This is a genomic window from Sphingomonas flavalba (assembly GCF_004796535.1).
In the GTDB taxonomy this organism is placed as follows: Bacteria; Pseudomonadota; Alphaproteobacteria; order Sphingomonadales; family Sphingomonadaceae; genus Sphingomonas_L; species Sphingomonas_L flavalba.
Window position 1 is genome coordinate 56,032 of the sequence record NZ_SPHY01000001.1, and the last position, 23,509, is coordinate 79,540.

Sequence of the window (23,509 nt, forward strand, 5' to 3'; positions counted from 1 at the left end):
GAAACATCCGCCCGGACGTGGGGTTTGCCCTGTTCAGGCGGCACCGGTCCGCCTGAAGCGGGAAACCTAGCCGAAGCGGTTGTCGCGCGGGAAGCCGACCGGCGGCATCCGGCCGGCGGCGCCGCGCGCCGCGCGCCAGGGCGACAGGTCCGCCTCCGTCCGCGTCCGGCCGCTGTCGCCGCCCATCGCCCAGCTCAGCCCGGCGGCAAAGACCAGCGTCGTCGCGTCGGCCAGCCCACCGTCGCGATAGCGCTGGAGCATCACCCCCTGCCCGCGCCCCATTTCCGGCAGCTCGGCGAGCGGGAACAGCACCAGCTTGCGGTTGTCGCCGATCACCGCGACGTAATCCGCCTCCGCCGCGATCGGCCGCGCGATCTTCAGCTTCGCGCCGGGGCGCAGGTTGACCAGTTGCTTGCCCTTGCGGGTTTCCGCCACCGCGTCGGCGGTGCGGGCGACGAAACCGCGCCCGTCCGACGAGGCGACGAGCAGCCGCCCCTCCGCATTGGCGACGGCCAGCGCGACGATGCCGGTATCGGCGTCGAGATCGGTCATCAGCCGCACCGGCTCGCCATAGCCGCGCCCGCCGGGCAGCCGGTCGCCGGCCAGGGTGTAGACGCGGCCATTCTCCGCCGCGAGGATCAGCCGGTCGGTGGTCTGGGCGTGGAGGGCGTGAGCCGGGCCGTCGCCGTCCTTGAACTTCACCGCGTCGGCTGAGGCGAGGTCGATATGGCCGCGCAGCGCGCGGATCCAGCCGCGCTGGGACAGGATGACGGTGATCGGCTCGCGCTCAACCATCGCCTCCAGCGGGATGTCGCGCGTCGGCGCCGCTTCCTCGACCAGCGTGCGGCGGCGGCCGAGCGGCGTTTCCGGTCCGTAGCGTTCGCGCAGCTTCGCCAGATCGCGCTTCAGCCGGGTACGCTGGCGGGCCGGCGAACCGAGCAGCAGGGTCAGCTCCTCCCGCTCCTTCTCCAGCGCGTCGCGCTCGCCGCGGATCTCCATCTCCTCCAGCTTGCGCAGCGAGCGCAGCCGCATGTTGAGGATCGCTTCCGCCTGGCGGTCGGTCAGCGAGAATTCGGCGATCAGCACCGGCTTCGGTTCGTCCTCCGCCCGGATGATCGCGATCACCCGGTCGAGGTTCAGATAGGCTATCAGATAGCCGTCGAGCAGCTCGATGCGGTCGGCGATCTTGGCCAGCCGGTGCTCGGAGCGGCGAACGAGGACAACGAACTGGTGGGTCAGCCAGCCGTCCAGCACCTGCTTCAGGCTCATCACCCTGGGCGTGCGGGTCGCGTCGAGCACGTTCAGGTTCAGCGACACGCGGCTTTCGAGGTCGGTCAGCCGGAACAGCCCGTCCATCAGCAACTGCGGGTCGACGGTGCGGCTGCGCGGTTCGAGGACGATGCGGATATCGGTATCCGATTCGTCGCGGACGTCGGCGAGGATCGGCAGCTTCTTGTCGTTGATCAGCGTCGCGATCTGTTCGATCAGCTTGCCCTTCTGCACGCCGTAGGGGATTTCGGTGACGACCGCGACCCAGGTGCCGCGCCCCTCATCCTGCTTTTCCCAGCGCGAGCGGACGCGGAAGCCGCCGTGGCCGGTGGCATAGGCCTCCGCGATCGCCGCCGGTGAATCGACGATGATCCCGCCGGTCGGGAAATCCGGCCCCTTCACATGCGCGAGCAGCGCCGCGTCGTCGGCCTCCGGCTGATCGATCAGCAGCATCGCCGCGTCGATCACCTCCGCGGCGTTGTGCGGCGGGATGCTGGTCGCCATGCCGACGGCGATGCCGCTGGCGCCGTTGGCGAGCAGGTTGGGGAACAGGCCCGGCATGATTTCCGGTTCCTCGTCCTCGCCATTGTAGGTCGGTCGAAAATCGACGGTGCCGTCATCGAGGCCGGCCATCAGGTCGATGGCGACCTGGGTCAGCCGCGCTTCGGTATAGCGGTAGGCGGCGGCGTTATCGCCGTCGATATTGCCGAAATTGCCCTGTCCGTCGACCAGCGGGTAGCGCAGGGCGAAGGTCTGGGCGAGGCGAACCATCGCATCGTAGACCGACTGGTCGCCATGCGGGTGGTATTTGCCGATCACGTCGCCGACGACGCGGGCGCATTTCTTGTAGCCGGCGGCCGGATCCAGCTTCAGCAGCCGCATCGCCCAGAGCAGCCGGCGGTGAACCGGCTTCAGCCCGTCGCGCAGATCGGGCAGCGAGCGCGCCGTGATCGTCGACAGCGCGTAGACCAGATAGCGCTGGGACAGCGCGGAATCGAACGGGGCGTCAACGATGTTGCCGTCGGACGGATCAAGAACATCACTCATGCCGCGGCGTGTAGCAGCGCTTGGCATCGGACGGAAAGGGCCGTCATCCGGCGGCGTCGAGCTGCGCCAGGTCGGCGGCGACCTCCGCCAGCAGCCATTCGCCGAACTGCTTGATCTTCGGCACGGTGCGGCGGTGTTCGGGATAGACCAGCCAATAGCCGTAGCCGCGCGTCGAGAGCTGCGCGAACGGGCGGACCAGCCGCCCTTCCGCCAGGTCCATCCGCCAGAAGAACGGCGTCAGCATCGCCATCCCCTGCCCGGCGATCGCGGCATGGCCTTCGTTCGCCTGGGAATCGAGGCGGATGCCGGGGCGGATCGGCCCGTCCGGCACCGCGACGCCGGCGTCGCGCAGCCAGTCGTTCCACCACGGGTCGTGCGGGCTGATCAGCGGCAGGCCGGGCAGGTCGGCGGGGGTCAGCGCGCCGCCGTGGCGGGCGAGGAAGGCCGGGCTGCACATCGGCGTGAAGTCGGTGCGGAACAGCAGCTTCGCCACCAGCCCCGGCCAGTCGCCCCGCCCGGTGCGGATAGCGACATCGACGTCGTCGCTGACGAAGTCGGTCAGCGTGTCGGTGGTCAGCATCCTGACCGCCAGGTCGGGGTGGGCCATCTGGTAGCCGCCAAGCCGCCAGGCCAGCCAGGTATTGGCGAAGGTTAGCGAGGTCGAGATGGTCAGCATCGCCGCGTCGTCAGCCCGGACCGAGGCGAAGGCGGTGTCGAGCGTGTCGAACGCGCCGGAGACCAGCGGCGCGATTCGCCGGCCGGTATCGGTCAACGTCACCTGCCGCCGGGCACGGACGAACAACGGCACGCCGACCCGCTCCTCCAGCAGCTTGATCTGGTAGCTGACCGCCGCCTGGGTCATACCCAGTTCCGCCGCGGCGGCGGTGAAATTCTCGTGCCGGGCGGCGGCCTCGAACACCCGGACGGCGGCAAGCGGTGGCAGGCGGCGCATCGCCCATACATAAGCCTGCCTTATGAGTGACGCCAAGGCTTTTGTTGGAAGATTCCCCACGCGATGGGCATATTGATCCCAGCAGCGGGATATTTCTCAACAAGGAGATAGACAATGGTCGATCCAATCGAAGTCCGGATGTGGAGCGACAACCACGTCGCGTTCAGCCGCCAGGTGGAACAGGCCATTCGCGGCTTCTGGCGCAAGTATCAGGTGGCGCATGCCCATGTGTACCGCGCGCCCTGGCGGGGCCGGACCGGCGCCCGCTGACAAAAATGCTTGCCGGAATATTCACCCTGTTCGGCAAGCTGGGGGGAACCGGTCCCGGGTTAACCGGATGCCATGGCCGCCGGATTCCCCCGACTGCTCGTTCTGCTCGCCGCAGCGCCGCTGCTGCTGGGCAGCATCGACCGCACGACCAACCTGGAATCCCGGCTGCTCGCCGCCCATAACCGCGAACGCGCCGCGCTCGATCTGCCGGCGCTGGAATGGGACAGGAAGCTGAGCGCCGACGCCGACGCCTGGGCGCGGGCGCTAAGCAGCACCGGTACCTTCGAACACAGCCGCGACGACCCCGACGACCCCGATCCGCAGGGCGAGAATCTGTGGGCGGGCACCGCCGGCACCTTCTCGCCGGAAGAGATGGTCGGCCTGTGGATCGACGAAAAGCACAATTACCGCCCCGGCCGCATCCCCAACGTGTCGCTGACCGGCGATTTCGAGGATGTCGGCCATTATACCCAGGTGATCTGGCGCGCGACCCGCAAGGTCGGCTGCGCACTCGCCACCGGCGGGCGGGAAGACGTGCTGGTCTGCCGCTACAGCGAAGGCGGCAACGTGCTGGGCGAGCGCGCGATCTGACGGAGCGGACATTCACTTCGCAGCGAGGCCCATGATCCGCCATGAAGAGCGTTATCCGAACTGGCGCGATCGCCACGCCACGCGTTACCGGATGCGCACCGTTCGGAGCAACGCCACATTCAGAGGAAGCTTGCGAAGAGCGCGACGCCCCCCTGCGGCAGCGGATCATCGCGGACAACATTCACCGCATTAAAGATTGCAGGGGTTCATTATATCAGCGAGACACGATCCAAATTTCGAAAACGATGCTGGAACTGGAATGAACGCGCTTTCCGTTATTCGCTTCATATCGTCTCATCCACTCAACCAGAGCGCACCACTTGCAGCTATTTCGCGTTTTATCCGCTGGCAAATCGCGAGCCGCCTCATCAAGGCACCTGTCGCATTGCCGTTCACGGAAAATACGCGCCTGCTCGTCGAGAATGGAATGACCGGTGCGACCGGCAACTGGTATTGCGGCTTGCACGAACCAGAGGAGATGGGTTTCGCGCTCCATGCCCTTCGTTCGGGTGATTTGTTCCTAGATATTGGCGCCAATATTGGATCCTACACCATATTGGCGGCAGGGGCCCGGGGGGCGCGGGCTATAGCAATTGAGCCGGTACCCTCCACCTTTGCAAAACTTGAGGCCAATGTGCGCCTCAACGGCCTCAGCGCAAACGTTCAAACTTTATGCTGTGGCTTGTCATCAGAACCCGGCATTATTCGATTTACGGCAACACTCGATACGATGAATCGGGTCGCCCTGCCTGGCGAGACACTGCCGACCATTTCTGTGCCTGTACGGACAATCGACGATGTCTGTGCCAACAACATTCCGCAAATCATAAAAATCGATGTCGAAGGGCATGAAACTTCTGTCCTAAGTGGCGGAGAGCACACTCTAATATCAGAGCGCGTCGAAGCCGTCGTGATGGAAACTAACGGATCCGGCACAAAGTTTGGTATCTCCGACCAGGACATCAGCGACAAGATGATGCGCTTTGGGTTCCGTCCCTACCGCTACGATCCGTTTAAGCGGACATTCGCTGATTATGCGAACGGAAATAATACGATATTTATCCGTGATGTAGAGAAATTATCAAACAAGTGCCAGCAAGCGAGTCCAGTAAATCTGATAAACGGCACGATATAGATCAATCATAAGAGTCTTTTGATTGTCCGCATTATAATATGACGCGCACAGTACAGGAATAAACTCAAGTCGTGCCTGCACCAATTTAGAAAAACGCGGTCAGGGCGAGCGAGAGGTAGTGGGTGTTCGCGGCGCCGGGGCTGTTGGGCGCCGCGCGGTAGAAGCGGCCCTTGGCCAGCCAGGCGAAATTGCCTTCAAATTGCAGCCGGTCGCGGAGCAGCCAGTGGCGCAGGCGCCCCTCGATCTGGGTACCGGCATAACGCCCGGCGGCGCCGGACGGGTCGCGCACACCGGAGGTGGCGAAGGCATCGGTCGCCGAATCGGCCCATAGGCCGTGGACGGCAACGAAGGCGTCGGTTCGCGACCCCGGCTCCACTTCCAGCCGCAGCGCCGGGCTGATGATGTTGGCGCGGCCGACCGCGCCGTAGATGCCCGACGGCGCCAGATCGCTGCGGCGCGAGCCATAGAGCGTGTCGAACCGGCCGTAGCGCCGGCTGGGGCCGTCGCCCGACGCCCATTCCAGCTCGACCGACAGGCGCGGCCGCCACGGCCCCGCCCAGCTCCGCCCCGCTTCCGCATGGAGGTAGAAGGCGCTGACCGTCTGGCGCGGCGCCGCGGCGGCGGACGAGGCGGACGCACGCCCGAACTGACGGACATATTCGATGTCGAAATCAACGGCGCCGGGCCGCGGATCGCGTAGCAGCCGGGCGGTCAGCGTATGCAGCCGCCGGTCGCGGGTGTCGCGCCCGCCGTCCCGTTCGCGCAGCAGGTAATAGCCGGCCTGCACCCGCGCGCCGGCCAGCGGCAACGTCCCGACCCCGCCGGCGAACACGGTATCGAAGCTTTCGCGATCGACGGCGGCGCGGTTAGCGAGCAGCGCGTCGCGCCCGTCCGGCAGGCGCGTCTGCGGCAGCACGGCGAACAGCACTGCCCCCGGCCCGACATCGTCCTCCGCGCCGAGGTCCAGGCGGAGGCCGGTGAAGCCGTTGGTGCTGTTGCGATAGCTGTCGTCGGCGACCAGCCGGCCGGAGCCGGTGTTCAGCACGAAACGGCCGGCCTGCAGCGTCGCCGCCGGGCCGATCCGCGCCCGGACATAGGCCTGGACCAGTTCCAGCGCGTTGACCTCTCCGGTCGAGATCGGACTGTCGCGATCGGCGAGATAGGCGCGGCTGTCGCGCAGTTCGGCGCCCAGTTCGAGCCCACCGGCGCGATAGCGGGCGCCGACGATGGTGCGGAAGGCCAGCAGCTCATCCGGGGCGCCGAAACCGGCGCGCGCCTGCCGGTCGAGTGTTTCGTAGCGCGCGCGGACACTGCCGGACAGGCTGAATCCGTCCGCGTCGGCGGCGATGGCGGCGGACGGGGCGGCTGCAAGCAGCCCCAGCAGAGCACAGACCCGAAAATGCATCGCAGCCGCGTAGCGGCGCAGGCGCGCGGCGACAAGCTTTCCGGTCAGGCGCGGGCGCCGGCGACCACCCCGACGGCGTTGCGGCGCAGCGCGGTCAGCACCGTCGCGACGATCGCGTCGGCGTCCAGCCCCGCCTCGGCATATTGCCGTTCGGGCGAATCATGGTCGATGAAATGATCGGGCAACCGCATCGTCCGCAGCTTAAGCCCGGCATCGATCAGCCCCTGATCGCTGGCCATGGTCAGCACATGGGCGCCAAGCCCGCCGATGCTCGCTTCCTCCACTGTCACCGCGACCTGGTGGCTGGTCAGCAGGCGGCGGATCAGCTCCTCGTCCAGCGGCTTGGCAAAACGCAGGTCGGCGACGGTGGTCGACAGGCCCTGCGCCTCCAGCCGCTCGGCCGCCTTCAACACCTCGGCCAGCCGGGTGCCGAGCGACAGCAGCGCGACGGTCTTGCCCTGCCGGACGACCCGGCCCTTGCCGATCGCCAGCCGTTCCGGCACCGTCGGCAGCGGCACGCCCACACCCTCGCCGCGTGGATAGCGCACGGCGATCGGCCCGCTGTCATGCAGCGCGGCGGTGTGGACCATGTGGACCAGCTCCGCCTCGTCCGCCGCCGCCATCACCACGAAATTCGGCAGGGTGGCGAGGTAGGTGACGTCGAAGCTGCCGGCATGGGTGGCGCCGTCCGCCCCGACCAGCCCGGCGCGGTCGATCGCGAAGCGCACCGGCAGGTTCTGGATCGCGACGTCGTGGACAACCTGATCATAGGCGCGCTGCAGGAAGGTCGAATAGATCGCGCAGAACGGCCGCATCCCCTGCGCGGCAAGGCCGGCGGCGAAGGTGACGGCGTGCTGTTCGGCAATGCCGACGTCGAAGCTGCGGTCGGGAAAGCGCACGGCGAACTTGTCCAGCCCGGTGCCGGACGGCATCGCCGCGGTGATCGCGCAGATGGCGGGATCGCGCTCCGCCTCGGCGACCAGCGCCTTGGCGAACACGCCGGTGTAGCTGGGCGGCCCCGGCGGCGCCTTCGCCTGCTCGCCGGAAACGACGTCGAACTTGCGGACTCCGTGATATTTGTCGGGCGCCGCCTCCGCCGGGGCATAGCCCTTGCCCTTCTGGGTCACGACATGGACCAGGATCGGCCCTTCGGCCGCGTCGCGGACATTTTCGAGCACCGGGATCAGATGGTCGAGGTTATGCCCGTCGATCGGCCCGACATAGTAGAAGCCCAGTTCCTCGAACAGCGTCCCGCCCATCGTCATGCCGCGGGCGAATTCGTCGGTCTTGCGCGCGGCAACGTGAAGGGGCCGCGGCAGCTTGCGCGCCACCCGGCGGGCAAGGCCACGCAGGCCAAGGAATTCGCGGCTGGAAACGATGCGCGACAGATAGGCGGACAGGCCGCCGACCGGCGGGGCGATCGACATGTCATTGTCGTTCAGGATGACGACCAGCCGGTTGCCCGCCGCCTCCGCATTGTTCATCGCCTCATAGGCCATGCCGGCCGACATCGCGCCGTCGCCGATCACCGCGATCGCCTTGCCCGGTCGGCCGGCGAGCTTGTTGGCGACGGCGAAACCTAGGGCGGCGGAGATCGAGGTCGAGCTGTGCGCGGCGCCGAACGGGTCGTATTCGCTTTCGGCGCGGCGGGTGAAGCCGCTCAGCCCGCCGCCCTGGCGCAGGGTGCGGATGCGGTCGCGCCGCCCGGTCAGGATCTTGTGCGGATAGGCCTGGTGGCCGACGTCCCAGATCAGCCGGTCGGCCGGCGTGTCGAACACGTAATGCAGCGCCACCGTCAGTTCGACGACGCCCAGCCCGGCGCCGAGATGGCCGCCGGTGACCGAGACGGCCGAAATCGTCTCGCCCCGCAATTCGTCGGCAAGCTGGCGAAGCTGGTCGGGGCCGAGGCGGCGGAGATCCGCCGGCGTGTCAACGGTATCCAGCAACGGGGTGGCAGGCGTTTCGGCCATGAAGTTCCTCATTCGCCGAGCATTCTAGAACAGCGTCCCGGCAGTGTCGATGTGTCAGGCGCAGCCGGCGCAGCGGCCGCGCACCTCAATCACCGGCCGTTCCGGCATGAAGCCGCTGCGGCGCGCCGCCTTGCGGACATCGCCGGCGACGCGGTCGTCGTCGACATGGATGGTCTGGCCGCATTTGTCGCACACCAGGAAGATGCAGTCGTGGACGCAGCCGGGGTGGGCGTTGACGACATAGGCGTTGGCCGTTTCCACCCGCCGCGCCAGATTGGCGCCGACGAACAGGTCGAGGATGCGGTAGACGCTGTTGGCGGCGACGCGACGGCCCCGCGCCCGCGACACCGCGTCGGCGATGTCGTAGGCCGAAGCCGGCCGGTCGAAACCCGCAAGCGCATCGAAAATGCAGGCGCGCATGTCGGTCCATTGCTCGCCGGACTGCTCAAGCACGTCCCTGGCGGCCCCGGCCAGCGCCGCCCCTTCGGGCTGGTGATGCTCGTGGCTGTAGCTCATGAAACGGATGTAGGCTTTCACGCCGGTTCCGGCAATATCGGCGGGCCGGCAGACGGGCGGTTCAGCGCACCGCGCGGATGTTCAGCATATGGCCGAAGGCGAGGATGCCGACACCGATGACGGTATAGGCCGCCTCGAGCCCGCTATGGTCCATGGCCAAGGCCGCCGCCATCACGCCAAGACCGATGCCGCCGATCGCCGCCGGCAGCACGCGGCGGTGGCGGACGATGCCGCCGGTCAGCGCGATCAGCCCCAGCCCGATCGCCAGCGTCAGCCCGACTTCGTGGACGGCATGGCTGAAGAAGCTGCCGCCGGCCGAAACCAGCCCGAGCAGCACCGCCGTGCCGATGCAATGCACCATGCACAGACCGGACAGGGCAATGGCCAGGCGATCGAGCAACCCGTCCCGGGCAAGCCATAGCGTGAGTCGCGATTCGTGCATGGCGGCGCTATGCCACAAGCTGTGATGTGTTACAATATATCATTGATATGCTGGGCGACGCTTGCGCCTGCCCGGCGGGGGGGGCATAGGCCCGGCCGATGACCAGCGCCCAACGCCGATGGGGACGGACCGCCGCTGCCCCGCGCCCGCTCGCCCTGTCCTGGTGGCTGCTGCTGGTGGCGGCGCTGGTGTTTCTGATCATCGTCGTCGGCGGCATCACCCGGCTGACCGAATCCGGCCTGTCGATCGTCGAATGGAAGCCGGTGCGCGGCATCATCCCGCCGTTGAACGCCGAACAGTGGCAGTCGGAGTTCGCCGCCTATCAGGCGATCCCGCAATATATCGAACTGAACGCCCACATGACGCTGGAGGGGTTCAAGCAGATCTATTTCTGGGAATATGTCCACCGCCTGCTTGCCCGCGCCATCGGGCTGGTGCTGGCGCTGGTCGTCGCCGTCTTCTGGTGGCAGGGGACGATTCCGCAGGGCTATGGCCGGCGGATCATCATCATCCTGCTGCTCGGCGGGCTGCAGGGGGCGATCGGCTGGTGGATGGTGACGTCCGGCCTGCAATACCGCACCGAGGTCAGCCATATCCGCCTTGCCATCCACCTGATGGCGGCGCTGCTGATTTTCGCCGTCATCCTGTGGACGGTGTTCGACCTGCGCGCGCTGGCCCGCGACCCCGCCGCCCGCCCGGCCCGGCTGACCGGCGTCGGCGCGATGGCGCTGACGGTGCTGTCGGTCCAGATCATGTACGGCGCCTTCACCGCCGGGCTGCGCGCCGGCTATGCCTTCTCAAGCTGGCCGAAGATGGGGGCGGACTGGTTCCCCGCCAACACGCCGATGCTCGACCCGGCCTGGCTGAACCTGTTCGACAACCCGATCGTCGTCCAGTTCATCCACCGCTGGGTCGCCTTTGTCGCCGCCGCCGCGCTCGGCGTGCTGGCGATGCGCGCGGCCAAGCGCGGCGGGCGGGCGGCGGCCCGCGCCGTCGCCGCGCTGCTCCTCGTCCAGATCCTGCTCGGCATTGCCACGCTCTTGAGCGGCGTGCGGATCGATATCGCCGTCGCGCACCAGGCGGTCGCGGCGCTTTTGCTCGCCGCGTCGGTAGCCAGCGCCCATGCGCTAGGCCGCTATAGGGTATTCTGATACCCGTCCGCAAAGGCGCGGATTTGCTTGACTTCCCCCGCCTCCTTCGTCATTAGGGCCGCCGAGCACCGCCGTCCGGCAACGGGTGGCGCTTTGTTTTCGCAAGACGAGGTCTGGGCCCATGAAGGCGCTGATGAAGACCACCAAGTCGGTCACCCCGGCCCAGGTGGAAAAGAAGTGGCATCTGATCGATGCCGACGGTCTGGTGGTCGGGCGCCTTGCCACGATTATCGCCAATATCCTGCGCGGCAAGCACAAGCCGAGCTACACCCCGCATATCGACTGTGGCGACAACGTCATCGTCATCAACGCGGACAAGGTGCGCTTCACCGGCAACAAGCTGAAGCAGAAGATGTATTACAAGCACACCGGCTATGCCGGCGGGCTGAAGGAAATCACCGCCGGCAAGGTGCTGGAAGGCCGTTTCCCGGAGCGCGTACTTGAAAAGGCGGTGGAGCGGATGATCCCGCGCGGCCCGCTCGGCCGCCAGCAGATGCGCAACCTGCGCCTGTTTTCCGGCCCCGAGCACAGCCACGAGGCCCAGAACCCCGAGCCGCTCGACATCGCGGCGATGAACCGCAAGAACAAGGTGGGCGCATAATGTCCGATAACCGCCAGTCCCTGTCCGACCTCGCCGCGCTGACCGGCGCGCAGGCCCCCGCCCCTGCGGCAGCCCCGGCGACCCCGGCCGACGCCGATGCCGCTGAAACCCCCGTCGCCGCCGACGCCGCGCCGGCCCAGCCGACGACGCCGCTGCGCGAACGCCAGGTTGACGCGCAAGGCCGCGCCTATGCCACCGGCCGCCGCAAGGACGCCGTCGCCCGCGTCTGGCTGAAGCCGGGCACCGGCAAGATCACCGTCAACGGCCGCGACCAGACCGTCTATTTCGCCCGCCCGACCCTGCGCCTGGTGCTCAACCAGCCGTTCAGCGTGTCGCAGCGCGAAGGCCAGTACGACGTGGTCGCCACCGTCAAGGGCGGAGGCCTGTCGGGCCAGGCCGGCGCGGTCAAGCACGGCATCAGCCAGGCGCTGACCCGGTTCGAGCCGGTGCTGCGCGCCCCGGTCAAGGCCGCCGGCTTCCTGACCCGCGACAGCCGCACCGTCGAGCGCAAGAAGTACGGCAAGGCCAAGGCCCGCCGCAGCTTCCAGTTCTCGAAGCGCTGATCGGCCGTCACGCCAACCGAAAGGGGCGGCTCCGGGATGCCGGGGCCGCCCTTTTCCTTTGCGCGGCGCGCTCCCCGGCAAAGAAGGGGCCGGCACGTTGCCGCGCCGGCCCAGGGCGTTCGCTGGCGGAACCCCGTTCAGTAATTATAGGCGCGCTCGCCATGCTCGCCGAGGTCGAGCCCCTCGCGCTCGACATCCTCGCTGACCCTGAGGCCGATCGTCACCTTGACGATGCCGAAGGCCACCGCCGAGCCGATACCCGACCACAGCACCGCCACCGCGACCGCCACCGCCTGGGTGGCAAGCTGCGGCGCGACCGCATAGTCCGCGGCGCCCGGCCCGCCGAGCGCGGGCGCGTAAACGATCGCGGTGCCGAGCGAGCCGATGATGCCGCCGATACCGTGGATGCCGAACGCATCCAGCGAATCGTCGAGGCGCAGCCGCGGCTTCAGCATGGTGACGAACCAGAAGCAGCCTCCACTGGCGATTGCGCCAAGCAGGATCGCGCCGAGCGGGCCGCTGTTGCCCGCCGCCGGGGTGACCGCGACCAGCCCGGCGATCGCGCCGGATGCGGCGCCGAGCAGCGAGCATTTGTATCCCGCGACCTTTTCCGCCAGCATCCACGCCAGCACCCCCGCCGCCGTCGCGACGAAGGTGTTGACCATGGCCAGCGCCGCTGCGCCGTTCGCCTCCAGCGCCGAACCGGCGTTGAACCCGAACCAGCCGACCCACAGCAACCCGGCGCCGATCAAGGTCATGACCAGCGAATGCGGCGCCATCACGTCGCGCTGATACCCGGTGCGGCGGCCAAGCATCAGCGCGCCGACCAGCGCGGCGACGCCGGCGTTGATGTGGACGACGGTACCGCCGGCGAAATCGAGCGCGCCCATTTCGAACAGATAGCCGCCCGCCGCCCACACCATATGCGCGATCGGGAAATAGACGATGGTCAGCCAGATCGCGGCGAACAGCAGCGCGGCGGCGAACTTCAGCCGCTCCGCCAGCCCGCCCAGCACCAGCGCGGCGGTGATCGCGGCAAAGGTCATCTGGAACGACACGAACACATATTCGGGAATGGCGACGCCGGCGGTGAAGGTTTCCGCCAGCGTTTCCGGCGTCACTCCGGCCAGGAACAGCTTCGCCCCGTCGCCGATGAACGGCCCGCCGCCGCTGAACGCCAGGCTGTAGCCCCAGCCGACCCAGACCAGCATCGCCAGCGCGCAAACGCCAAGCACCTGGGTCAGCATCGACAACATGTTCTTGGTGCGAACGAGGCCGCCGTAGAACAGCGCCAGCCCCGGCACGATCATCAGCAACACCAGGACGGTCGCGGTCATCATCCAGGCGGTGTCGCCCTTGTCGACGGCGGCGGCGACCCAGGCAGCGGCGGGCGCCGGCAGGGTGGCGAGTGACAGGACTGTGAATGCGGTGATGTATTTATATCGAAATCGCATGTTCCCCCCGGCGCGTTGGCACATCCGGGTATGCGACTCTATCCCTGCGGTAGCGCAGAATTGCAGGCCCCGGAGGACCATGGGCAGGCGGGCGGCGATCAGCCCAATGGCGGGCTAAAAATACACACACACAGCCGTGCGTCGGTCCTAAGTGTGGCACAGCACGGAGCGTGCCAGTTCCTCTGTCCAGCTCGAAATCGGCGATCATCCATGATTGCGGATCGGCATATGGCCAATCTGCGATGCACATCGCCAGCACATGCGCCGCTTTTTTAGGCAGATGTTGTCAGTCCAGTCGGCCAGCCTACTGACGAGAGCCGGTATAGACGTCGGTGAAAGCAAAATATTTGGATATGTAGCCGCCGACGATGTACGAAGAAGGCGAATATGCAGGCGCCGGAGCTTCACCGTGAATGTCGGCCAGCATATGCGCCAGTAGATTGCAGCCAAAAGCGTACGAGGCCGGGTAGTTGCCGCCGATCCGGCAATTGATCTCCATGATCTTAAGCACGCCATCGTCCAGATAAATATCAAGATTGACGATCCCGCGCAGCGGCAGCGTCGATCCGATCTGCCGTAGCAGATCCACAAACGGGTCGCGCACTGCCGCGCGCAGCAAATAGCTCTCGCCATCCTTCTTCGACAGCACTTCCTTCACGCAGCAGTCGACCAGCGTCCCATCGGCGAGTGCGTAATAGGCATCGATGCAGTAATGCGTTCCTGCGCAGAAGGGCTGGAAGATATAGCGCGGATCGTGGTTCTGCTCGAAATGCGGAGCCAGGTCAGCGGGCGCGTGAAACACATGGAACCCGCTTGCCGCCGATCCGCGCCTATCCTTCCGTATGAACGGGAATTGCGCGGGAGGGGCCAGAAACGTTGGCACGCCGGGCAGAGCGTTTTCGGTCAAAAAATCATAGAACGCATACTTATCCTCGCACAGCCGGGCTGTGTCCTCTACTGGATGCAACAACAACGACCCACCGCAAGCACCGTCGCGCTCCAACCCGCCGAGCAGCGGGATTTCAGGATCAATCAGCGTCATATGGGCAAGGGGCGCATACCGCTCCAGTATAGCAGCGAAAGCCGCAACGAAGGCGGAGTCCGACGCCAGCGGCACCACCTCGAAATGGTCCACCTCCACCCGTGCCGGCGGAAACGGCGCGGCATCGCACCCAAGAACGTCCATACCGTAAAGCGCACATTCCTGCTTGAGCAGACGCAGCAAAGCGTTACGCTTACCGATGCCGGAAACTAATAGCGGCCTGGTCGTCATACCGCAGGCTCGCCACGTCGCCATATGCGAGCGTTGAAATTCTCATAAATACGGTGCTGATAATCGTAAATTCGTGCAAATCCTTGACGAACGAGCAACGGCTCTATGATCCGGTCATGGTTGATTGTGAGAACGACGGTTATGTTATTCGGAAGATTATCAAAGAAGCGGCAAGCCATGTCACCTCTGAACGGACTGAAAAAGGAAATCGCCTTGAACGGGGACAAATCCATCGACAGGGCATTACCGTGGATCAGCGTTGCGCGATTACCCACGTTAATCAGAGATATTTCGAAGGGGATCCGGCCATATTCTATGCCGGTCAAATTACGGTATCCCATTTGGGCCGCAGTATAGAGAACAATACCAGAGCCATGGCCGACATCGACGATCGAATCATCAAAGCCGAGGCCACTGGCGCGCAGAAACCGCCTGATCAGACGTGGGTGAACGGGGAAATTTCCGGTGCCGCCACTGACCGGCGACCCCATGTTCTCCGGCGCCTGAGAGTTCGAGAACCGCGTTTTATGCTTCCAGTCGAATATCGATAAATAGGCATAGTAGTATGTCAGGTATAGTGGCTTGACGACCTCACCGCGCTTAACTCTATTCACGAAGGACCGAATTTTACTCCTCATCCCTGATCCTTCCCGGACATCCATTTCTCTCCCATAAAGCGGGGCATTGTTTCATCTGCGCTTGCGTCAATTCCTTGGCGCCTAAGTGCGGACAATACCGTTAACATCAGAATTTTCATATCCAGCGAGAAACTTTGGTTGTCGACGTACCAGACATCCAGGAAGAATTTCTCTTCCCACGAAATAGCATTCCGCCCGTTTATCTGGGCCCAACCGGTGATGCCGGGCAGAACCTCATGCCGTCGCGCCTGACTAGGCGAATAAAGCGGCAAATATTCCATAAGCAAAGGGCGGGGACCCACCAGACTCATCTCACCCTTCAGAACATTCCACAGCTCAGGCAACTCATCAAGGCTAGTTGCGCGCAGAAAAGCGCCCAAGGGCGTGATCCGCTGAGTGTCCGGCAGCCGTTCGCCCTTCGTATCCACCGCATCGCACATGGTACGGAACTTGACCATCTGAAACGCCCGACCGCCACGGCCAGGGCGGCTTTGACGAAACAACACAGGGGCGCCCATGTTGAACCGCACCGCAATCGCGACGACGGCAAGAACCGGGGTCAGCAGCAACAGCCCCGCACCACTCGCAACCACATCGAAAATCCGTTTACCGGTCATCGGTTACGCCTTACCATGCCCGGCGCCGGGTTCAGCAATTTAGCGATAACGTTGGCAATCGTCGCGGCAGCGCTCTCGAACGAATAATGCGCCCAATAGGCTGCCCGCCCCTTGCCGCCCATCGCGATCAGAGCAGACTTGGGCATTCGTGCCATATCGACCATCGCCCGCGCCATTGCGTCTACGTCATCGGGAGGAACAGCCACGCCTGCGCCAATATCAGTGACCATGCCCGCCGCCTCCCCTCGCATACCGATCAGGATCGGCTTTCCCATCGCCATATAGAATTGGGTTTTGGACGGGATTGTAAATGCGAACATTGGATCGTCGATCAAATGCAGTATTAGCACGTCGGCGGCAGCGAATACGTCGCCGATCTGGCTTTGAGGCACTGACGGCCGGAGGGAAACCACGTCGCCGCCGCGACCAGCGATCAACGCGGCGATCCGGTCGCGCTCGACGCCGTCGCCGATCAAGGTCAGCTTGATCCGCGGCACCGTACGCGCCGCCTCATATGCCGCATTGACCATGGTCTCTAACCCCTGGACCTTGCCCATGTTGCCGCCGAACACGAAGTTGAAACGCCCCTCGAACGCAAGAGCAGCAACATCATAGGATCCGGTCGACTCGATGGCGTCTTCATTGGCCCAATTAAACAATGTATCGGTCCGCTCCTCGGGCACGCCGCGTGCAATCAGCCGCCGCGTCATGCCCCGCGATTGCCCGAGGACCACCGCCGCCCGACAATAAACGAACCGACAGATGGGTCCCAAAATTCGTGACAGAACCGACGCCCCGCCCATCCGAGACGTCGCGACCGATTCCGGCCACAAGTCCTGTACCTCCAGGACAAAGGGCCGGCGTGTAAACAAGCCGCTGATCGCCGCGGCAAGGCCCACGGTTATGGGCGGATGATAAACATAGATCGCATCGAAACGCCGGGCACGCAGCAGGCAGAAAATGAATGCCGACAGAAAAAACGACCAGTAGTTCAGCGCGCGGCCGATACTCGAGGAATCGTGACTCGGATAGAGGAACACCCGGTGCACAGTCAGACCGTCGAGAGTCTCGCGCATATAAGGGCGCAATGTATAACCGGGCGCGATCTTGCCGGTCGGATAGTTTGGAAAACCGGTAAGCGCCTCGACCTCGTATCCCCGCTCGATCAGCGCCTTGGCAATCCGCAGCCCCCGGTCCGAGTTTTCGGGCAAGAACCATTGACTGAGATACAGGATGCGTTGCGCCATTGTCCGATCAATCCTGCGCTGAACGGATCAGATTACGGTCAAAAGGTCGACCCATCGCTGCGTAGAACAGCGCACGATTCGCCTGAAGATCATCCGCGGCCGTCTGGCGAACGCTACTGAAGGCCTGCGCCGCCCGCCGACCCTCCTGGCGTTCATCGGGGCTGAGCGTTGCAAAATGCCGTATCCAACTCCGGAATGCCTCGGGCTCATCCAACGGCAAGTCCGCCCCCACGCCCTTACTTTTCAAGTCACGCCACGGCGTCTGGTCGCTGATCAGCACAGGTAGGCCGGCGGCCAAAGCTTCTGAAATCACATGGCCGTAATTCTCCCCAAGCGTGGGGAAGAAAAAGAAATCATAGGCGGACAGTGTGGCAAGTACTTTGTCCGGGTGTAACGCCTCTCGATAGTGTATCAGAATATTGTCTGGAAGGTGTGCAATCTCGGCCTGACACTGCCTCCAATAGACATTGTCTTCCAATACCCCATACACGTCGAGATCAAGGCGAACATTACGAAGCTTCGACAGTATCTTGATCGCACCAGCCAGATTTTTCTTCGGGCTGATCCGTGAAAGGAATATCGCCCGTATCGGCTCCCCATCGCCTCTTGATACCTGCCCAGACAACGGCACTGCCGAATGCCCGGTGAGGTTGTTTGCCACTTCCACTCTGCTCGCCGAGCCCAAAACCCGCTTGATATCCTCAGCCTCGTAACGCGACGAAGCATGGAAGGTGACGTTGCGATAGAGTCCAAACGCTTTGGCGAGAGCTATGAAAATGCGCTTCTTCGACGACTTCAGAGCGAGTGCCCCGCGCGAGAGTTCGCCACGGGGGGCGAGCAACACCGGCCCGCGAGCGATAAGTCCCAGCCGCCGATACAACAGAAACCGCAGGGTCGAATCCACGCTGAAAAAACTGTTCAGATAAAGCAGGTCGAACCGCGTTTTCTTCAGGCCCTTACGTAGAGCGCGCCAGCCCCGGCACCCCGGTGCCCGATAAAAGACCTGTGCCTTGCCACACGCGGTCCAAGCATTGGCAGAGACCCCGTCATAACCCTGCGCGTCCCCCAGATCGCGGTCCGCCGTCACGATCCGAAAATCAAATGCCTCACCCAGTTGTTCCACGATGTTCGCGACAGAGCGAATAGGTCCGCCCGCTTTATAGCCGGGCAGATAATAGCTTATCGACACTAGAATGACCGGTTGAGAAGCGCGCATAAATCCTGCGGTCATAGGGTCCGAGCAATGGTTGAAGTGGGCCCCGCCCAAGGCGGACTCGGCCGCGTTCGGATCGAATGCTCGGAGGCCCTCGCATAGTCTAGAATTTCATCCAGATACGCTGCACCGGCCTTAGCGCCAAGGCAGCGGGCCCAGGCGGCTAGCTCAGCCCTTTTGTCCGGTGTGGGACGTCCCAACGCAATTTGGCAAGAGATGGCGTTCGCCAGTTGCGCGACATCGCCGTAGGGGACAACCGCCCCTAAACCACTGGCGTACACCGCCTCAGCCGCGCCACATCTGTCAGTGCAGATCGCCCGAGTCCCAGCCATAAGGGCCTCAGATACGACAGCGCCCCAACCATCATGCCGGCTGGGCAGTACCAAGCAATCCGCCTGCGCCATGTGACTGGCTATCGCATCCATTGGCTGCCGCCCGAGCCATTTCAGCCTCTTCCCCATAACCGCACTGGCCTCGACACGGAGCATCGCCTCCAACGGTCCAACCCCGATGACCGTCAATTCGACAGACTGCGGTGCGATACACCGTAAAGCCGAGAGAAGCAGGTCGACCCTCTTTCTTTCGATAAGAGCCCCTACGAACAAAATCTGAAACGGTTTCGTTTCAGAATTGGGAGGGGCGCTGGCTGGCGCATTGTCCGGTAGGAAATAGGCGAATGGAAAGACGTTGTCGGGATTTGCTCCACATTCCACCAGCCATGAAGGAGTCCTGTGTCCTATCGCCAATATGCCGGCAAGATGCGTTTCCGATTGCCGGAGCAAACGGCGATAAGCCAGCCGCCGCGCCGCGCCGCGCCACCCGGCATTGTCGACGGCCTCCATCACGACCCAATGCTTGATCCGACGCGCCATCAGCGCGCGCCGGGCAACGCCTACCAGGCCATTACCACGAAAGCCCTGGAAAATATGAGTGGCGTCCGCAGAAACGTCTGCTGCCAGACGGGACACGGCCGGCAGATCGGGCGCCATGTGCAGTCGTGCCTCTCCGGTGTCCGGCGTCTTCCATCCCTGCTTCACTCGGCCTTCGGAAATGGCTCGCTCCGCAACGAAGTTAACGGCGTGCCCCCGGGCTGCCATCCCAGCCACCAAACCCGCCATATGGGGCGAAAGCGTGCGTTGCCAGAACCATATTTCAGACATCCGCTCTGCTCTCCGCCCCGTTCAGGCCATCAGCGTGGGCCCAGCCCAGAAGGATGATGGCAAGCAAGCCTTGCCCCCCCGGCGAGAACAGCGTGTTTTCACCCATGTTGAGCAGAATAATGACCAGACACATCGCAAAAGCGGCTAGGCTTCCGCGCGCCGCACTACGTAAAAGAACTATCAGCCAGCAGGCGACCAGAGCCGCCCCGAACAACCCAAGCTCCTCCATGGTCGCAAGAGGCGCCACCCCCTTTTCCACCGGTGCGCCAGTGGGAATTCCAAACATAGGATCGCGCTCGATGTCCCATACGCTGCCGGGAACCGACGGAATGCCAAAGCCAATCCCCGTATAAGGGTGGTCCCGGATGTTGACCAACATCATATCGATCAGGAAACCGCGAGACTGATCATAGGCACTGAACAGCCCGTCAGCACCCGCACGGCCCGATTTGGTTATGAAATTCTGGATGATATTGGACAAGAGCCCGGCGGCGGAAATCGCGCCAAGAATGGCAAGCCATATTACCATGAAGAACCGGCCAGTGAACAGGCCGGGCGCGACGTCGACAAGCGATCTGCGCGCAAATACCGGCAACACGGCGACGGACAATATCACGCCGAATACCATCGCCAGGCCGGCTGTCCGCGCTTCCGACAGCAGGGTGACGACAAGACCGATAACCGTCACTCCCAGCAATGTCCAACTGGGCTTACTCTGTCCCAGCATCCGTGTGATTGCCCAGGTGCCAACCAATGCCGCAGTACTGCCCATGACCTGCGGGTGATTGATGATCCCCTGAAAACCGGTCCCGTTGACCAGGTAACCGATCGGTAGAACAATGAGCGGCAGACTGACCAGAATAACCGATGTCACCCCCCAGAATATGACACTGGCAATTCTGGCTCTTTCATCTGGCGAACATCCGGACCATGTCGATATCACCGCGACCATCGTTACGATCCACGACACCGCTTTGGTGATGGAAATATCTAGCAGCGGGCTGAACAAAATGGAGTGGGCGACAATGAAGGCGCCTAATAACATGGTGGCCAAGGCGAAACGCGACGAGTGCGCTTTCGATGAAAAAAGTCGACTATGCCCGATAGACGACAGAGCGACAGCAGCGATCACGATATAGCGCGAGGCGCCGCCCCCACCTTCTGGCGCCACTCCGGGACTGGCCATGGTGAACAACCAAGACAGGCAAAGCGCATAGATCGCCGGGCCCCGACCACATAAGGCAAACACCGCGAGGACCCCATAGGAAGCGCTTACGGTTGTCTCCGACCAGCCGCGCATAGCGATGGCGACGACCGGCAAGACATAAGCCAAGCGCGACAGGAAATCGGGGCGCGCGACAGGAGGATTGTAGATTCCGCTAACCATGCGTTTCCTGAGACCTAGGAGCGAATAAAGCACCGTTTCCATGATCGACGGGGTGAGCGCCCAACCGTTCACGACGTCGGTAATGTAGCGCTATCCGCGCCAATTCTCTGCTTTTCATGGTCACGCGGCACTCGCCGCCGGCCGCAGCTGCTTGGTAAACCCCCAAATAAACAGGCCAACCCTCGCTATTGCGCCAACAAGCATCCCCCCTGCCAAGGCATAAACGCCGTGGGAGGAGAACAAGAATGCTGCACTGAGAACAATCAAACTCCATGGAAGGGTGGTCCCTAGAATAAAATAGGGGCGATTCGTGGCCAGCAAATAATTTCCAAGGGAGGTCTGGCCCGCGGTTATGACGCCCACGCCGAGCATGAGCAGAAAGGCCGGCCATGCCGCGGCAAAGGCTGGGCCCGCATAGGATAATATAAAGGGGGCACAAAGGGCAATTGGGATGCTAATCGCTGCCGCCACCGCCATTTGCGCCCAGCAAAGCAGACGGGATGCGCGCTTCAACTCGTCACCGTTCCCGGCTGCGAACAGCGAGGAAAATACCGGCATCGCGGCCTGATTGGTCAGGCTGCTGACCAACAGCAGCGCACCAAGGATATTGCTCATCAAACCATAAACGCCAACAGCGACGAGACCATCCGGAGCAAAAGCCTTTACGACGAGTTGCGCCCCCCAGATTGTAGGTGAATACATCGCCGACGTGAGGAACACCGGAAGCCCGAAAGTCAAAAGCAAAGGTAGGTCGGACCGATGCGGCCAGACAAACGGGTTCGCCCCCAGACCCTTGACCACCCGAAAGTAAACTAGTCCTGCCACGACAAACCGGATTGATTCCACCACGATGAAACCCGCAACGGCGCCCTGCAGTCCCCACCGCATTCCTGACCATGGAACGACCGACAACGACAATCCCGCCACAACAAGCGCGACTGTCCCCAGGGCCTTGCCCTTCTCCAGCGACAAAAGCGCGATCAGCATCAACTCATTGAATGCCATCAGAATTACCCATCCCAGCACCAACGATGGAATCGGCGAGCCAGTGGGCAGACTCAGCACATTCACCGCCACTGTTCCCTTGGCGAACGGCACCGCAATGCAAAGTAGCAAGCTGGTCGTCGCAATGACCGCACCACTCAGGTTGACGATCTGAACGGCGCGTTGCGGGCTTTCCTGCAGCATCTGAGGAACATGTTTCGAAACGAACGGCCCCGCCCCAAGAATGACAAAAAGCCCAAGGACATTGACCAAACCTTGAGTCAGGGTCAGGCGCCCATAGTCTTCCGCGCCCAGCACCCGCGCCAAATAGATGACGACGATCATCATCGCCCCCTTCGAGAGGGCGAACGACACCATCGTCCAGCTGGAAAGCGACAGGAAGCGCTTGAGCGTATCCGGGCTGACCAACTGCGTTAACGGCGTCGCCCAGCGCGTGAAGATACGGCGTGCCTTTCGAGCAAAGACCGCCATCTAATAGCGTTTCCAGACGGTCCGCTGCACGAAATCCGTATAACTCAGGATCAGACGCAGCACCTTGTCGGAAACATTCGGCATCGCATAGTCGCTGACGAGGCGCAGGGTGCGATCCTCGCCGCGCCCCTGGTGCTCTAGGATGGCGAGAGCCTGAAGGACACGTTCCCGGCCAAGGCCGGTCATCATCACCGCACCTTCCTCCATCGCTTCCGGGCGCTCATGCGCCTCGCGGATGTTAACGGCGGGAAAGTTCAGGATCGAACTTTCCTCGCTGATCGTGCCGCTGTCCGACAGCACCGCGTGCGCGTGCACCTGGAGCGCGTTGTAGGCGAGAAAGCCGAACGGCTTCAGCAGCCGGACATTGGCGTGGAATTCCAGCCCATGCTGCTCGATCCTCTTGCGCGTGCGCGGATGAGTGCTGACGAGCACCGGCTCGTCATATTGCGTGGCGATCGCGTTCAGCGTGTCGTGCAGTGCCCGCAGGTTCCGCTCGGAATCGACGTTCTCCTCTCGGTGGGCGCTGACCAGGAAATAACGGCCCGGCTCCACCCCGGCCTCGGCCAGCACCGGCGACGCGGCGATCCCGGCGCGGTAATGGTTCAATACCTCGAACATCGGGCTGCCGGTCTTGATGACCCGCTCCGCCGGCAGCCCTTCCGCCAGCAGATAGGCACGGGCGATGTCGGAATAGGGCAGGTTGATGTCGGCGGTATGATCGACAATGCGGCGGTTGATCTCCTCCGGCACCCGGTCGTCGAAACAGCGGTTGCCCGCTTCCATATGGAAGATCGGGATCCGTCGCCGCTTGGCCGGGATCACCGCGAGGCAACTGTTGGTATCGCCGAGGACCAGCATCGCCTCCGGCTGAACCTCCGCCAGCACCTTGTCGACCGCGATGATGATCTTGCCGATCGTCTCCGCCGCCGAGCCGCCGGCCGCGTCGAGGAAATAATCCGGCTTGCGCAGGCCGAGATCGTCGAAAAAGACCTGGTTCAGTTCGTAATCGTAATTCTGGCCAGTATGGACGATCACATGGTCTGTATGTTCGTCAAGCCGCGCCATCACTCGCGACAGGCGGATAATCTCCGGCCGCGTACCGACGACGGTCATCACCTTCATGCGTGCCATG

At 63.6% G+C, this 23,509-nt stretch carries 22 protein-coding genes; 6 read left to right on the forward strand and 16 right to left on the reverse strand.

Going from position 1 to position 23,509, the window contains the following annotated elements; translation table 11 throughout:
• Positions 1 to 66: 66 nt before the first annotated feature.
• Together parC and gcvA are read right to left on the reverse strand one after the other, a co-directional pair.
• Entirely contained in the window at positions 67 to 2,316 is a 2,250-nt protein-coding gene (parC, locus tag E4A53_RS00285) for a DNA topoisomerase IV subunit A (RefSeq protein WP_136161117.1), read from the reverse strand.
• Between the two features lie 43 nt (positions 2,317 to 2,359).
• A complete protein-coding gene (gene gcvA, locus E4A53_RS00290; RefSeq protein WP_136161118.1) occupies positions 2,360 to 3,268 on the reverse strand; it encodes a transcriptional regulator GcvA in 909 nt (302 codons plus the stop codon).
• Positions 3,269 to 3,382: 114 nt separating this feature from the next.
• On the opposite strand from gcvA, the gene E4A53_RS14560 reads away from it, so the two are divergent.
• The 3 genes from E4A53_RS14560 to E4A53_RS00300 all read left to right on the forward strand — a co-directional run bounded on the left by E4A53_RS14560 (position 3,383) and on the right by E4A53_RS00300 (position 5,264).
• Entirely contained in the window at positions 3,383 to 3,538 is a 156-nt protein-coding gene (locus tag E4A53_RS14560; RefSeq protein WP_168694262.1) for a hypothetical protein, read from the forward strand.
• A 72-nt stretch (positions 3,539 to 3,610) separates the two neighbouring features.
• Entirely contained in the window at positions 3,611 to 4,129 is a 519-nt protein-coding gene (locus E4A53_RS00295; RefSeq protein ID WP_136161119.1) for a CAP domain-containing protein, read from the forward strand.
• Positions 4,130 to 4,388: 259 nt separating this feature from the next.
• On the forward strand, positions 4,389 to 5,264 hold the full coding sequence (locus E4A53_RS00300; RefSeq protein WP_136161120.1) for an FkbM family methyltransferase: 876 nt from the start codon (positions 4,389 to 4,391) through the stop codon (positions 5,262 to 5,264).
• 85 nt (positions 5,265 to 5,349) lie between these two features.
• Here the strand turns inward: E4A53_RS00300 and E4A53_RS00305 are convergent, their stop codons facing one another.
• From E4A53_RS00305 to E4A53_RS00320, 4 genes are all read right to left on the reverse strand, one after another.
• The gene (locus tag E4A53_RS00305) at positions 5,350 to 6,669 is read right to left on the reverse strand and encodes an alginate export family protein (protein ID WP_239018059.1); all 1,320 of its coding nucleotides are present in this window, start codon (positions 6,667 to 6,669) and stop codon (positions 5,350 to 5,352) included.
• Positions 6,670 to 6,713: 44 nt separating this feature from the next.
• Positions 6,714 to 8,639: a 1-deoxy-D-xylulose-5-phosphate synthase gene (dxs, locus tag E4A53_RS00310; protein WP_136161121.1), complete on the reverse strand. Its 1,926-nt coding sequence runs from the start codon at positions 8,637 to 8,639 to the stop codon at positions 6,714 to 6,716.
• A 54-nt stretch (positions 8,640 to 8,693) separates the two neighbouring features.
• A complete protein-coding gene (locus E4A53_RS00315; RefSeq protein ID WP_136161122.1) occupies positions 8,694 to 9,155 on the reverse strand; it encodes a Fur family transcriptional regulator in 462 nt (153 codons plus the stop codon).
• 61 nt (positions 9,156 to 9,216) lie between these two features.
• Entirely contained in the window at positions 9,217 to 9,597 is a 381-nt protein-coding gene (locus E4A53_RS00320; protein WP_136161123.1) for a MerC domain-containing protein, read from the reverse strand.
• A gap of 98 nt (positions 9,598 to 9,695) precedes the next feature.
• Between E4A53_RS00320 and E4A53_RS00325 the strand changes: the two genes are divergently transcribed.
• The 3 genes from E4A53_RS00325 to rpsI all read left to right on the forward strand — a co-directional run bounded on the left by E4A53_RS00325 (position 9,696) and on the right by rpsI (position 11,912).
• Positions 9,696 to 10,748: a COX15/CtaA family protein gene (locus tag E4A53_RS00325; protein WP_136161124.1), complete on the forward strand. Its 1,053-nt coding sequence runs from the start codon at positions 9,696 to 9,698 to the stop codon at positions 10,746 to 10,748.
• A 121-nt stretch (positions 10,749 to 10,869) separates the two neighbouring features.
• Positions 10,870 to 11,349 (forward strand): 50S ribosomal protein L13, encoded by a 480-nt coding sequence (gene rplM, locus E4A53_RS00330; protein WP_136161125.1) that lies wholly within the window; start codon positions 10,870 to 10,872, stop codon positions 11,347 to 11,349.
• Complete coding sequence (gene rpsI, locus E4A53_RS00335) at positions 11,349 to 11,912, forward strand: 30S ribosomal protein S9 (protein ID WP_136161126.1); 564 nt, start codon at positions 11,349 to 11,351, stop codon at positions 11,910 to 11,912. Before rplM ends, rpsI begins: the two co-directional genes overlap by 1 nt.
• A gap of 137 nt (positions 11,913 to 12,049) precedes the next feature.
• Here the strand turns inward: rpsI and E4A53_RS00340 are convergent, their stop codons facing one another.
• From E4A53_RS00340 to wecB, 10 genes are all read right to left on the reverse strand, one after another.
• Positions 12,050 to 13,366, reverse strand: a complete 1,317-nt coding sequence (locus E4A53_RS00340) for an ammonium transporter (RefSeq protein ID WP_136161127.1) — start codon at positions 13,364 to 13,366, stop codon at positions 12,050 to 12,052.
• Between the two features lie 304 nt (positions 13,367 to 13,670).
• Positions 13,671 to 14,639, reverse strand: a complete 969-nt coding sequence (locus tag E4A53_RS00345; RefSeq protein WP_168694263.1) for an ATP-grasp domain-containing protein — start codon at positions 14,637 to 14,639, stop codon at positions 13,671 to 13,673.
• The gene (locus E4A53_RS00350; RefSeq protein ID WP_136161129.1) at positions 14,636 to 15,277 is read right to left on the reverse strand and encodes a class I SAM-dependent methyltransferase; all 642 of its coding nucleotides are present in this window, start codon (positions 15,275 to 15,277) and stop codon (positions 14,636 to 14,638) included. The genes E4A53_RS00345 and E4A53_RS00350 overlap by 4 nt, the downstream gene beginning before the upstream one ends.
• Complete coding sequence (locus tag E4A53_RS00355; protein ID WP_136161130.1) at positions 15,274 to 15,894, reverse strand: sugar transferase; 621 nt, start codon at positions 15,892 to 15,894, stop codon at positions 15,274 to 15,276. Before E4A53_RS00355 ends, E4A53_RS00350 begins: the two co-directional genes overlap by 4 nt.
• The gene (locus E4A53_RS00360; protein ID WP_136161131.1) at positions 15,891 to 17,141 is read right to left on the reverse strand and encodes a glycosyltransferase family 4 protein; all 1,251 of its coding nucleotides are present in this window, start codon (positions 17,139 to 17,141) and stop codon (positions 15,891 to 15,893) included. Before E4A53_RS00360 ends, E4A53_RS00355 begins: the two co-directional genes overlap by 4 nt.
• Before the next feature lie 7 nt (positions 17,142 to 17,148).
• Complete coding sequence (locus E4A53_RS00365) at positions 17,149 to 18,372, reverse strand: glycosyltransferase (protein WP_136161132.1); 1,224 nt, start codon at positions 18,370 to 18,372, stop codon at positions 17,149 to 17,151.
• Complete coding sequence (locus tag E4A53_RS00370; RefSeq protein ID WP_136161133.1) at positions 18,369 to 19,514, reverse strand: glycosyltransferase family 4 protein; 1,146 nt, start codon at positions 19,512 to 19,514, stop codon at positions 18,369 to 18,371. Before E4A53_RS00370 ends, E4A53_RS00365 begins: the two co-directional genes overlap by 4 nt.
• Positions 19,507 to 20,973 (reverse strand): O-antigen ligase family protein, encoded by a 1,467-nt coding sequence (locus E4A53_RS00375; RefSeq protein WP_136161134.1) that lies wholly within the window; start codon positions 20,971 to 20,973, stop codon positions 19,507 to 19,509. The genes E4A53_RS00370 and E4A53_RS00375 overlap by 8 nt, the downstream gene beginning before the upstream one ends.
• Before the next feature lie 48 nt (positions 20,974 to 21,021).
• Entirely contained in the window at positions 21,022 to 22,377 is a 1,356-nt protein-coding gene (locus E4A53_RS00380) for an oligosaccharide flippase family protein (RefSeq protein ID WP_136161135.1), read from the reverse strand.
• A complete protein-coding gene (wecB, locus tag E4A53_RS00385; protein ID WP_136161136.1) occupies positions 22,378 to 23,508 on the reverse strand; it encodes a non-hydrolyzing UDP-N-acetylglucosamine 2-epimerase in 1,131 nt (376 codons plus the stop codon).
• Position 23,509: the final 1 nt, after the last annotated feature.